This is a genomic window from Pantoea sp. X-Soil-ISGK-285 (genome assembly GCF_059730815.1).
In genome coordinates, this window is sequence record NZ_AP035938.1 from 2286883 (window position 1) to 2299496 (window position 12614).

Annotated in this window: 13 protein-coding genes; 6 read left to right on the forward strand and 7 right to left on the reverse strand. The window is 55.2% G+C overall.

The window, feature by feature from the left end; genetic code table 11:
- The first annotated feature begins 110 nt into the window (after positions 1–110).
- On the forward strand, positions 111–917 hold the full coding sequence (gene xthA, locus AC6I8B_RS10950; protein WP_010260640.1) for an exodeoxyribonuclease III: 807 nt from the start codon (positions 111–113) through the stop codon (positions 915–917).
- 33 nt (positions 918–950) lie between these two features.
- Here xthA and AC6I8B_RS10955 read toward each other — a convergent pair whose 3' ends face one another.
- From AC6I8B_RS10955 to AC6I8B_RS10965, 3 genes are all read right to left on the reverse strand, one after another.
- Entirely contained in the window at positions 951–1262 is a 312-nt protein-coding gene (locus AC6I8B_RS10955; protein WP_033757861.1) for a DUF1496 domain-containing protein, read from the reverse strand.
- Positions 1259–3175, reverse strand: coding sequence for a DNA topoisomerase III (locus AC6I8B_RS10960; protein WP_157352328.1), 1917 nt, complete (start codon positions 3173–3175; stop codon positions 1259–1261). Before AC6I8B_RS10960 ends, AC6I8B_RS10955 begins: the two co-directional genes overlap by 4 nt.
- Before the next feature lie 197 nt (positions 3176–3372).
- Entirely contained in the window at positions 3373–3924 is a 552-nt protein-coding gene (locus AC6I8B_RS10965; RefSeq protein ID WP_010260634.1) for an NAD(P)H nitroreductase, read from the reverse strand.
- A 173-nt stretch (positions 3925–4097) separates the two neighbouring features.
- Here AC6I8B_RS10965 and sppA point away from each other — a divergent pair, with 173 nt between their 5' ends.
- The 3 genes from sppA (at position 4098) to pncA (ending at position 7684) form a co-directional block, all read left to right on the forward strand.
- Complete coding sequence (sppA, locus tag AC6I8B_RS10970; protein WP_010260631.1) at positions 4098–5960, forward strand: signal peptide peptidase SppA; 1863 nt, start codon at positions 4098–4100, stop codon at positions 5958–5960.
- 85 nt (positions 5961–6045) lie between these two features.
- The gene (gene ansA / locus AC6I8B_RS10975) at positions 6046–7059 is read left to right on the forward strand and encodes an asparaginase (RefSeq protein ID WP_157352331.1); all 1014 of its coding nucleotides are present in this window, start codon (positions 6046–6048) and stop codon (positions 7057–7059) included.
- 16 nt (positions 7060–7075) lie between these two features.
- Positions 7076–7684: a bifunctional nicotinamidase/pyrazinamidase gene (pncA, locus tag AC6I8B_RS10980; protein WP_010670268.1), complete on the forward strand. Its 609-nt coding sequence runs from the start codon at positions 7076–7078 to the stop codon at positions 7682–7684.
- A 29-nt stretch (positions 7685–7713) separates the two neighbouring features.
- On the opposite strand, the gene AC6I8B_RS10985 is transcribed toward pncA, so the two are convergent.
- Positions 7714–7995 (reverse strand): YeaC family protein, encoded by a 282-nt coding sequence (locus AC6I8B_RS10985; RefSeq protein ID WP_003852750.1) that lies wholly within the window; start codon positions 7993–7995, stop codon positions 7714–7716.
- A gap of 5 nt (positions 7996–8000) precedes the next feature.
- Complete coding sequence (msrB, locus tag AC6I8B_RS10990; RefSeq protein WP_010670269.1) at positions 8001–8411, reverse strand: peptide-methionine (R)-S-oxide reductase MsrB; 411 nt, start codon at positions 8409–8411, stop codon at positions 8001–8003.
- A 341-nt stretch (positions 8412–8752) separates the two neighbouring features.
- Between msrB and gapA the strand changes: the two genes are divergently transcribed.
- The gene (gene gapA / locus AC6I8B_RS10995; protein WP_003852747.1) at positions 8753–9751 is read left to right on the forward strand and encodes a glyceraldehyde-3-phosphate dehydrogenase; all 999 of its coding nucleotides are present in this window, start codon (positions 8753–8755) and stop codon (positions 9749–9751) included.
- Between the two features lie 74 nt (positions 9752–9825).
- A complete protein-coding gene (locus AC6I8B_RS11000; protein WP_062757780.1) occupies positions 9826–10725 on the forward strand; it encodes a D-hexose-6-phosphate mutarotase in 900 nt (299 codons plus the stop codon).
- On the opposite strand, the gene AC6I8B_RS11005 is transcribed toward AC6I8B_RS11000, so the two are convergent.
- Positions 10722–11573: an aldo/keto reductase gene (locus AC6I8B_RS11005; protein WP_031592765.1), complete on the reverse strand. Its 852-nt coding sequence runs from the start codon at positions 11571–11573 to the stop codon at positions 10722–10724. The two genes, AC6I8B_RS11000 and AC6I8B_RS11005, sit on opposite strands and share 4 nt — an antisense overlap.
- Positions 11574–11645: 72 nt before the next feature.
- Positions 11646–12395, reverse strand: coding sequence for a MipA/OmpV family protein (locus tag AC6I8B_RS11010; RefSeq protein ID WP_332837841.1), 750 nt, complete (start codon positions 12393–12395; stop codon positions 11646–11648).
- Between the last annotated feature and the right edge of the window lie 219 nt (positions 12396–12614).

Below are 12614 nucleotides of genomic sequence, written 5' to 3' on the forward strand. Positions count from 1 at the left end.
GCCCCCACACTCCTGCCCGCTTTCACACAATCTCAGCCTGTTCCGCCATGACTTTTTCAGCAAAAATCGCTACCATCTCCGCCTGACATTTCTGAACAACGGTCGATCTCATGAAATTTGTTTCATTTAACATCAATGGGTTGCGTGCCCGCCCGCATCAGCTTCAGGCACTTGTCGAACAGCATCAGCCCGATGTTATCGGTCTGCAGGAAACCAAGGTCCATGACGACATGTTCCCGCTGGAAGAGGTGTCAAAGCTCGGCTATCACGTCTTCTATCATGGACAGAAAGGTCACTACGGTGTTGCCCTGTTAACCAAAGCTGAGCCAGTGTCAGTAAGCCGGGGTTTCCCGGGTGATGACGAAGAATCCCAGCGCCGCCTGATCATCGCGGAGCTTCCCAGCCCGATTGGCGACATCACGGTAATTAACGGCTATTTTCCGCAGGGCGAAAGCCGCGACCATCCCACCAAGTTTCCGGCTAAAGAGAAATTCTATCGCGATCTGCAACGTCTGCTGACCGAGGATCTGCCTGCTGATAAGCCGGTTCTGATTATGGGCGACATGAATATCAGCAGCACCGATCGGGATATTGGTATTGGTGAGGAGAGCCGCAAGCGCTGGCTGCGCACCGGCAAATGCTCCTTCCTGCCGGAAGAACGCGAGTGGATGGACCGCCTGCTGGGCTGGGGACTGGTTGATACCTGGCGTGAGCACAATCCGGAGGTTGCGGATCGCTTCTCCTGGTTCGATTACCGTTCGAAAGGGTTTGATGATAATCGCGGGTTACGCATCGATCTGGTGCTGGCGAGCAAAACCCTGGCGTCGCACTGCGTTGAGACCGGCATTGATTATGAGATCCGGGGCATGGAAAAACCGTCTGACCACGCACCCATCTGGTCAACCTTCCGCTTTTAACTGACGGTCGCGTGGCAGAGCGCCACGCGACGGCTATTTCACTATTTTCCAGATCAGGTTATTGGTGCCGATGGAGTGTTCATCACGGGCACATTGCAGCAACACCCCCTCTGATTTCACCACCGCGCCTTCTGTGTAGTTACGGTTCTCAAAGATACAGCAGCGGAGACAGTCTGGCTGACGTCTCTCTGCCTGTGTCCATGCCTCGGGTGGCATATCCACCACGACATCGGTGTTGCCACCGTTGCTGCCCTGCTGTGGCATCGACTGATAACGACTGTTGGCCTGCGCCACGCTGGTCGCCAGCGACAGGGCCACGACCAGTAATACTGAATAACGCCTCATTCCGTCTCCTTCACTTTACGCCTGGTTTTGCGCACCGGACGTTTCTGTCCGGTGGACGGTAATCCCCGAAATGCATGCGCCGCAGGCTGCTGTCGCGCCTGCTGGATCAGACCGGTTAAGGTCTGCACCAGCGGCTGCATGAATTCATCATAGCGGCAGGCCTTTTCGCTGATACGCGTCAGTGTCGATTCCCACTGCGCCGTCATATCCGGGCGTGCTGCCAGATCGGGCAGGGAGTGGATCAGGGCGCGTCCGGCATCTGTAGAATTGATATAGCGGCCCTTCTTCACCAGGAAGCCACGACGAAACAGTAATTCGATAATGCCGGCGCGTGTGGCTTCCGTTCCTAAACCATCGGTCGCACGCAGTACTTTCTTTAATTCTTTATCCTGAACGAAACGGGCAATGCCGGTCATTGCAGAAAGAATGGTGGCATCGGTAAACGGGCGTGGCGGCTGGGTTTGCTTCGCCAGCACCTCTCCGTGCTCACACAGCAGCTCATCCCCTTTCGCTACCACCGGCAACGGCATGCCGTCGTTCTCTTCATCACGCTCTTTGTTGCCCAGCAGCGCACGCCACCCCGCTTCCGCCAGGAAGCGCGCTTTCGCCACGAATTTTCCGCCGGCAATATCGAGATCGATGACACATTTGCGGAATACCGCATCCGGGCAGAACTGCATCAGATACTGGCGCGCCACCAGTTCATAGATATGCTGCTCGTTTTCACTGAGTTTCACCGCGCTGGCACGGGCCGTTGGAATAATGGCGTGGTGGGCATCCACTTTTTTATCATCCCAGCAGCGATTTCTGCGATCGGCATCGAAATCTGCCGGTGGGGTCAGCTGTGACTGATGCGCCTGTATCGCCTTTAACACCGCATGACGACCGGCAAAATGCTCTTCAGGCAGATAGCGGCTGTCCGAACGGGGATAGGTAATCAGTTTGTGGGTTTCGTAAAGCCGCTGGCAGGTATCCAGCACCGTCTGCGCACTCAGCCCATAACGTTTAGCGGCCTCAATCTGCAGGCTGGATAAGGAAAAGGGCAGCGGCGCCACCTCATTTTCGCGTTTGTCGCTGTAAGCGGTGACGATCGCCGGCTGGCCCGTGATACGCGCCACCACATGCTCGGCCAGCGCGCGTTTGAGCAGGCGGCCCTCTTCATCCTGCCACGGTTCACAGGCCTCACTGGGGATCCAGCTGGCGATAAATCGGGTACCGTCAGGCGTGAGGATGTGCGCTTTCACTTCGAAGTAATCTTTCGGCACGAAGTTCTCGATCTCTTCATCGCGCCGGACCACCAGCCCAAGCACCGGCGTCTGCACCCGGCCCACCGACAGTACGCCATCATAGCCTGCATTGCGTCCCAGCAGCGTCCAGGCGCGGGTCATGTTAATGCCATAGAGCCAGTCCGCCCGGGCGCGGGCCAGCGCCGAGACGCACAACGGAATAAACTCGCGATTTTCACGCAGGCGGTTTACTGCCCGGTCCACCGCCTGAGGATTGAGATCGTTAATCAGACAGCGCTGCACCTTGCTGCGTTTTTCAGCCGGCAGGTTCAGGTAGTCGAGCACCTCATCCACCAGCAACTGCCCTTCCCGATCCGGGTCACCGGCATGCACCACTTCATTCGCCTGCGCCAGCAAGCCTTCAACCACTTTCAGCTGCTTAGCGACCGAGGGACGCGGTTTTAGCTGCCATTTTTCCGGAATGATGGGTAAATCCGCCAGCGACCAGCGCGCATAACGGCTGTCATAACTGTCGGGTTGCGCCTGCTCCAGAAGATGGCCTACACACCAGGTGACGATCTGATCGTTGCCGCAGGCAATGAATCCATCACCGCGTCGATGCGGTTTCGGCAGCACATCTGCGATAGCACGCCCCAGGCTCGGTTTTTCCGCAATAAACAAACGCATTGAATCAGGTAATCCTTAACATCAGGGGGAACGCAGTGATAACCGGTTGTCCGCTGTCGGTTTGAATACTGGGGCTATGTTAGCCTGGCAGGCCCGCTGGCGTAAGTGTGATGCGCGGCGTTAGCGATCGTTCGCACAGGAACCGTGCAAAAAGCAGGGCTGAAATGCACCCTGCCGGAACCGGACAAGCATTGTAGTCAGAAGTAACGGACGAAAGGCGCCGTGTCAGGTGGGAGCACCGTAGTGCTGGATTTCAGTTGCGGGGTGCCCAGATAGAGAAAGCCGACGATGGCATCCTGTTCGCGGCAGCCAAACCCCTGGCGTACCTGCTCGTCATCGGTCCAGGGACCACTGCGCCAGATACCGTTGTAACCCTGAGCGACGGCCGCCATCTGCATGGCCATCACTGCACAGCTTGCCGAGGCGATCTGCTCCCAGCGCGGCACTTTGTGGTGCGCTTCACAATGTGCCACCACCGTAATGATCATCGGTGCGCGAAACGGTGACTGGCTCGCTTTGTTAATCGCTTTTTCATCCAGCTGTTTATCGCGTGCTGCCTGCTCCAGCAGCTGGCTCAGCCGGTCGCGACCCTCATTTTCCACAATGATAAAGCGCCAGGGTTGCAGCGTGCCGTGATCCGGGGCGCGCATACCAGCCCGCAGGATATTTTCCAGTGCGTCACCCGCAGGTGCCGGCTCAGTCAGGCGTGAGGCCGAACGTCGGTTGACCAGTAACTCCAGTGCGTCCATGTTTCTCTCCCGATCTCTGTAATGTTGCAGTTATCCTGGCACAGGCAGATTTTTTGTAACAGTGCGCAGTGATTTCCTGCTGACTTTTAACACGCCGCTCTTTAGGATGAGCTCGTCGGGGAAGTCTGGTCCGCGCGGCGGCCACTTCCTGCTACATATTTATGGAGAGTCTGATGCGCACATTGTGGCGAATAATTGCAGGTCTGTTCCGCTGGAGCTGGCGGGTACTGAATTTTATCAGGGAATTTATTCTGAATATTTTCCTGATTTTGTTGATTGTGGTGGGTGTAGGGATCTGGCTGCAGGTCAGCGGGTCGGGCGGCAGTTCAGCGCCGATTCAGCAAGGCGCACTGAAAGTGGATCTCAGCGGCGTGCTGGTGGATAAACCGTCGGTAAGCAACCGTCTGAGCAAAATTGGCCGCCAGCTGCTGGGTGCCAGCAGTGACCGTTTACAGGAAAATTCGCTGTTTGATGTGGTCGACGCTATTCGTCAGGCAAAAGATGACAGCAACATTAAAGGCATGGTGCTCGATTTACGCGAATTTGCCGGTGGCGATCAGCCTTCACTGCAATATGTGGGTAAAGCGCTGCGCGAATTCCGCGACAGCGGCAAGCCGATTTATGCACTCGGCGACAGCTACAGCCAGGCGCAGTATTACCTTGCCAGCTACGCCACCAAAATCTATCTGTCGCCACAGGGCACCGTAGATCTGCATGGTTTCGCCACCAACGGACTCTATTACAAAACCTTGCTGGAGAAGCTGAAAGTCACCTCACACGTCTTCCGTGTCGGGACTTACAAATCAGCGGTTGAGCCGTTCCTGCGTGACGACATGTCCCCTGCCGCACGGGATGCAGACAGCCGCTGGGTCGGTCAGCTGTGGCAGAACTACCTGAACACCGTGGCAGCGAACCGCCAGATTACGCCGGAGCAACTCTTCCCCGGTGCTGCTGCGATTATTGCCGGATTAAACGCCGTGAAAGGCGATACCGCGCAATATGCGCTGGATAACAAGCTGGTCGATGCCCTGGGTTCACGTGCGGCAGCCGATCAGGAGCTGGTAAAAACCTTTGGTCTGGATAAGCAGAGCAACGATTACCGTAGCGTCAGCATCTATGACTACAGCGTGAAAACCACCTCCACGCAGCAGGATGGCAACATCGCGGTAGTCATGGCTAGCGGTGCCATCATGGATGGTGAAGAGACGCCGGGCAACGTCGGTGGCGACACGACGGCGGCGCAGATCCGCGATGCGCGTCTCGATCCGAAAATCAAAGCGATTATTCTGCGGGTGAACAGCCCGGGTGGCAGCGTCACCGCCTCGGAAGCGATTCGTGAAGAGCTGGCGGCAGCGCAGGCGGCCGGTAAGCCGATTGTGGTCTCGATGGGAGGCATGGCGGCGTCCGGCGGTTACTGGATCTCAACGCCTGCCAGCTACATTGTGGCGAACCCCAGCACGCTGACTGGCTCGATTGGCATCTTCGGCGTGATCAATACGCTGGAGAACAGCCTGGACAGTATTGGCGTGCACACCGACGGTGTTGCGACCTCACCGCTGGCGGATATCTCAACCACCAAAGCGCTGCCAACAGAAGTTCAGCAGCTGATGCAGCTGACCATCGAAAATGGCTACCGCAACTTTGTCGGTCTGGTGGCGAAGTCACGTCATAAAACGCCAGAGCAGATTGATGCCATTGCACAGGGCCACGTCTGGACCGGCAGCGATGCGAAAGCCAATGGTCTGGTTGATGCACTGGGTGACTTCGATGATGCCGTGAAGAAGGCGGGCGAGCTGGCGAAAGTCAGTAATCCGCAGCTGAGCTGGTATCAGGATGACCCAAGCTTCCTGGATATGATGCTGAGCCAGATGAACGCGTCGGTGCAGGCTGTCCTGCCTGATACGCTGAAAGCCTGGCTACCAGCACCGATGCTGGATGTGATGAGTGCTATGAAAGCCCAGCCTGGTCTGTTCGACAAGCAGAACGATCCTCAGAACCGTTATGCATTCTGCCTGAACTGCGGCGAAGTGCGATAAACCTCGCAGCCCGGCCGCTGGTCGGGCTGCTTTTCCCCGCTATTCCCCTTATACTGCGCGTTTTATGGCGAGTCTGAGTTCTCTAATGCAAAAGAAAAACATCTACGTAGCCTACACTGGCGGGACGATCGGTATGCAGCGTTCGGCGCAGGGTTATATTCCCGTCTCCGGACACCTGCAGCAACAGCTGGCTAACATGCCGGAGTTCCACCGCCCTGAGATGCCTGATTTCACTATTCATGAGTATCAGCCGCTGATCGACTCTTCCGACATGACCCCGCAGGACTGGCAGTCTATCGCAGAAGATATCCGTCAGAACTACGATCGCTATGATGGTTTTGTGATCCTGCATGGCACCGACACCATGGCATTTACCGCCTCAGCACTCTCCTTTATGCTGGAAAATCTGGCCAAGCCGGTTATCGTCACGGGCTCGCAGATTCCGTTAGCGGAATTACGTTCAGATGGTCAGCAGAATCTCTTAAATTCGCTCTATGTGGCGGCCAACTATCCGATCAGCGAAGTGTCGCTGTTTTTCAATAACACGCTCTATCGCGGTAACCGGACCACCAAGGCACATGCAGACGGCTTCAACGCCTTTGCTTCGCCCAACCTCTCTGCGCTGCTGGAAGCGGGCATTCATATTCGTCGCCTCAATACACCGCAAGCCCCAGCCGGTCAGGGCGAACTGAAGGTTCACACCATTACGCCTCAGCCCATTGGCGTGGTCACCATCTATCCCGGCATTTCAGCCGACGTTGTGCGTAACTTTCTGCGTCAGCCAGTCAAAGCATTGATCCTGCGCTCCTATGGTGTGGGTAATGCACCGCAGAACAAGGAATTTCTGGCAGAATTGCAGCAGGCCAGCGAGCGTGGCATCGTGGTGGTAAATCTCACCCAGTGTATTTCCGGCAAAGTGAATATGGGCGGATACGCTACCGGCAATGCGCTGGAACATGCTGGTGTCATCAGCGGATTTGACCTCACCGTGGAAGCGGCGCTGACAAAGCTACACTTTTTACTCAGCCAGGATCTTTCGGCCGATCAAATCCGAGCCAGAATGCAGCAGAATTTGCGCGGCGAACTGACTGAAGACTGAAACGGAGCGATATGTAATGAAGCGGGCACTCATCATTATTGATATTCAGAACGATTTTTGCCCCGGCGGCCCGATGGCAGTCCATGAGGGCGACCATACGGTCGAGGTGGCAAATCGTTATGCGCGACTGTTCCGTGAAAACGGTGAATGCGTACTGGCACTGCAGGACTGGCATCCGGCGAATCACGGCAGCTTTGCCTCGGTTTCCGGCGAGCCGGTCTACACGCTGGGCGAGTTAAATGGTCTGGCCCAGATCTGGTGGCCCGATCACGGCATTCAGGGCTCAACTGGCGCTGATTTTCATCCGGGTCTCGATCGCTCACTGTTCGATGCGACGTTCCATAAGGGCCAGGATCAGGATGTCGACAGCTATAGCGCCTTTTTTGACAATGGCCATCGCCGTAAGACCGAGCTGGACAGCTGGCTGCGTGAGCGTGGGATCACCCATCTGGTGATGCTGGGACTGGCGACGGATTACTGCGTAAAATATAGCGTGCTGGATGCGCTGGAGCTGGGTTATCACGTTGAGGTGGTTAAAGAGGGCTGCCGGGGCGTCAATCTGAATCCCGAGGACAGCGAAATTGCCTTTGCCCAGATGACCGCTCAGGGCGCGATTCTGATTTAAAATGGAGCTGGCATGACGCCAGCTTTTTTTTAATGCAGATGGATGCGGGTCACGTCAGGGTCAATTCCAAACTCTTCTTTGAGCTCTTTTTTCGACTTCATCACCATTTCGCCACCTTTGCCAATGGTCATGTGCTGCGGCGCGTCGTTGTGCCGCGCCTGCCACATCATGACCAGCTGCAGGCAATTGTCGCGCTGCTCCTGGGTCAGTGCCACGCCATCCGGCCATTTGCCAATCTCAACCGCCGTGGCAAGACGCTGATAGACTTCAGGCGTCATCGATGCAAGCATTGCTTCAAGCTGTTCCTTCATCGCCATTACCCTTTGGTCTGTTCGCCCTGCTCGTCGGTGAAATTCAGCGAGGCGGAGTTAACACAATAGCGTTCGCCGGTCGGCTGCGGGCCGTCAGGGAAGACATGTCCCAGGTGCGCATCGCAGCTGCCACAGCGGATCTCAATACGCTGCATGCCGTGTGAATCATCTTCAATATAGCGAATCGCATCATCACTGACCGGCTGGTAGAAACTGGGCCAGCCACAGCCAGAGTCATACTTCGTCTCAGAGAGAAAAAGTGGCGCCTCACAGATCAGACAGTGGTAGATCCCTTCCTGCTTGTTGTGCAGCAGTGCGCCGCTGTAAGGCGGTTCCGTTCCGCGTTGCTGAGTGACGTAGCGTTGCATTTCGGTCAACTGTGCAATTTTTGCTTCGGGTGCGGTGTCTTTAGCCATTTTAGGATTCCGGGCAGTGCCATTCTGAAAAATTCGACTATTATTCTAACAAATGATCAACATAACCCGGGTCTTTTTTTGTGCTCACCCTTTCAGCCTGCTCTCTGCTAAGCGGATTTGTGACATCGATCACCTTTTATCCGGAGCATCCCTATATATTCGGCGATTGATTCAACGAAGCGCGATATCATTGGCGGCGCGCAAGCGGTTGCGCATCGAATAATTCCTCTCAGGCGAATTGATTTGTCGCAACAATTGACACGATTCCGCTTGACGCCTGGTAAGGTTTTTGTAATTTTACAGGCAACCTTTTATTCACTAACCAATAGCTGGTGGAATATATGACTATCAAAGTAGGTATCAACGGTTTCGGCCGTATCGGTCGCATCGTTTTCCGTGCTGCTCAAAAGCGTTCTGACATCGAAATCGTTGCTATCAACGACCTGCTGGACGCGGATTACATGGCGTACATGTTGAAGTATGACTCTACTCACGGTCGTTTCGACGGTACCGTAGAAGTTCAGGATGGCGCACTGGTGGTTAACGGTAAAAAAATCCGTGTTACCGCTGAACGTGATCCGGCCAACCTGAAGTGGGATGAAGTGGGCGTTGACGTTGTTGCTGAAGCAACCGGTATCTTCCTGACCGACGAAACCGCGCGTAAACACATCACCGCAGGTGCTAAGAAAGTCGTTCTGACCGGTCCATCTAAAGATGACACCCCAATGTTTGTTCGTGGTGCAAACTTCGACAAATATGATGGCCAGGATATCGTGTCTAACGCATCCTGTACCACTAACTGCCTGGCACCGCTGGCAAAAGTGATCAACGACAAGTTTGGCATCGTTGAAGGTCTGATGACGACCGTTCACGCCACCACTGCTACCCAGAAAACCGTTGATGGCCCGTCTCATAAAGATTGGCGCGGCGGCCGCGGCGCATCGCAGAACATCATTCCTTCATCAACTGGCGCAGCTAAAGCCGTTGGTAAAGTTCTGCCAGAGCTGAACGGCAAACTGACCGGTATGGCATTCCGCGTACCAACCCCTAACGTTTCCGTTGTTGACCTGACCGTGCGTCTGGAAAAAGCGGCTTCTTACAAAGAAATCTGTGCTGCAATTAAAGCGGCTGCAGAAGGTGAGATGAAAGACGTTCTGGGCTACGTTGAAGATGACGTGGTTTCTACCGACTTCAACGGCGAAATCCTGACTTCAGTGTTTGACGCTAAAGCCGGTATCGCGCTGAACGACAACTTTGTGAAACTGGTTTCCTGGTACGACAACGAAACTGGCTACTCAAACAAAGTTCTCGACCTGATTGCACTGGTTTCTGCTAAATAAGGCAGCCAGACATCATTGAGAATAAGGGCGACTTCGGTCGCCCTTTTTTTGATCCGCTCAGGAAGGAATCGAACATGCAAGATAAACTGTTTTCTCTGCCGGTGGTCACGCAGATCTCCCCTTACCTCACCCAGCGCCAGATAGGTGAACTCCCCGCCATTGTTGTGAGTCACCCTAAAGTGCGGGCAGCCATTACGCTTCAGGGCGCGCACCTCATCGCCTGGCAACCCAGCGGCGAAAAGCCGGTACTCTGGCTGAGTGATAAGAGTCTCTTTGCACCGGGTAAGGCGATTCGTGGCGGCGTTCCGATCTGCTGGCCGTGGTTCGGCCCGGCGGGCGAACCGGCACACGGCTTTGCGCGGGTTCAGCCGTGGAAGCTCACGGCGCATGATGAAAATGAAGAGGGCGTCATGCTGACGCTGGTGCTGGAGAGCAACCCTCAGACGCTGAAGCTCTGGCCGCATGAATTCACCCTGATTGCCCGCTTCCGGCTGGGCCAGCATTGTGAGATTGAGCTGGAAGCCTATGGTGACTTTGAAGCGACGGCGGCTCTGCACAGCTACTTTACCGTCAGCGACATCAACGGTGTGGAAGTCTCGGGTCTGGGCAATAGCTATATCGACAAAGTCAACAACGGCGAGGTGGCCAGCAGCGACGGCAAACAGCGTTATCCTGGACGCATCGACCGTATCTTTACCGCAGCAGAAGATTGCTCAGTGATTAATGATACCGCGGGTGAGCGGCAGATCGAGGTGTACCACCATCATCATAGTGACGTTGTCACGTGGAATCCGGGTGTGGAACTCTCCTGCAGCATGACGGATATGGCGAATGAGGGCTATAAGACCATGGTCTGTGTGGAGACGGCGCGTATCAGCAAACCGTTACGCAGCGCGGGAGAGAAACCGGCACGACTGGCCACGACGTTCCGCCTCAAAAAGAAAGCCGCAGCCAGCGACAACGTTAACGGCTAAACAATATCCAGCGGCAATTTATGCTGTGGCGCTGGCCAGGCGCGATCGATGAGCTGCAAATCCTCATCGGTCAGTTCCACCTCCAGCGCCGCCGCATTTTCCTGAACGTGGGCCACGGAACTGGCTTTAGGAATGGCAATCACCCCTGGCTGACGAATCACCCAGGCCAGCAGTAATTGCGCCACGCTGATGCCCTTCTGCTGTGCAATCTGAGTCAGCTGAGGATCGGTAAAGAGTGAGTCACGTAGCCGTCCGGCCTGGGCCAGCGGACAGTAGGCCATGACCGGTACGCCACGCTGCTGACATGCCGGCAGCAGATCAAATTCAATGCCGCGTGAAGCCAGATGATAGAGCACCTGATTGGTCGCGCAGGCCTCGCCCTTCTCTTCATCCCACAGTTCGGCCATATCATCGGTGTCAAAATTCGATACGCCCCAGTGACGAATTTTGCCCTGCTGCTGCAGGCGTTCCATGGCGCGCAGTGTCTCTTCCAGCGGAATATTGCCGCGCCAGTGCAACAGGTAGAGATCGAGATAATCGGTTTGCAGACGGCGCAGGCTGCGCTCACAGGCTGCAATGGCATCCACTTCGCCCGCATTCCACGGATAAACTTTGGAGACCAGCAGCGCCCGGTCGCGACGGCCCAGCAGTGCCTGTCCGACCACCTCTTCAGCTCCGCCATCTGCATACATTTCGGCGGTATCAATAAGCTGTAATCCGCACTCAAGACCCGCCTGCAATGCAGCGACTTCATCAGCCCGCTGCGCCGGGTTTTCACCCATATACCAGGTGCCCTGACCGATCACAGGCAGATCGCTAAAACCGGCAAAGTTAATCGTGTTACGCATTCTGCTCTCCCGCCCCATTCTGAGGCCCTGTAAAAGAACAGAGGGCATTAAATGCCCTCTTTTGGTGCGTTATCAGAAGGTATAGCTGACACCCGTCCAGATTAACGCCTGCCCGCTTTTATCAATCATCGGGCTGTCTTTGATTTCGCTGTCGAAGCGGACGTAACGTCCCATAACGCTGGCATTCCACTGCGGCGCAATCTGATAGCTGGCGCTCAGTTCCACATAAGGTGACCAGCTGTCATCCGGGTTGTAACGGCTGATGCCGGTACGGGCGCTTTCATGCCCGGAAACCCCATAGTAATAACGGTTTTGATTGGCGCTGTTCCACGTGGCCCCGATGCCCGGCGTCAGGCTGAAGTCACCCATCTGGAAGCGATAGAGGTACGTCAGGTCCCAGATCATCCCGTTGCTGTTATTGAGCACATCCCCCAGCAATGAGGTACGGACAATCCCCCAGTCAGCGGTGTGACGATAGGTTGCACCACCCATCAGCGTCATGCGGCGTTTATCCAGCCCTTTCATGTCGCCCAGGTCGTTGTCGCTGGGTTTGTACTCCTGCGGTGACCCCAGCAGCGTCAGTGACAGCTGGTTCTGGGGATCTTTCCACAGGTAGTAGCCGCCCTGCAGGCTGCGGAACCAGAAGTCTTCACCCTCATAATTGATAACCGGAACGGGGATATACCGCTCCTGGCCGCCGCGATAAGGTGATTCGGCATAGATGACCGATGCGCCAATGGAAAGCGGTGCGGCATTCACGTGCGTGGCCAGTAAATAACAGGGCAGAAGTGCAACAAGCGTCTTAAATTTGAATTGGTTCACAATTTATTCATTCCATAAATATAACAATCAAACAGGAAGTCTAACGTTTTTTCACGGCTGGATTAACTTATATCGAAATCCTTTAAGTGACTGATCGATGAAAGTGGCATTAAAGGTTAAAAACACGTTAAGTTAAAGCATCACCCATATGAACGCATCTCACAACAGACCCGCTGTACAGTTGATCTTCCCCTCATTAACCCAAACCCGTGGAGGAAA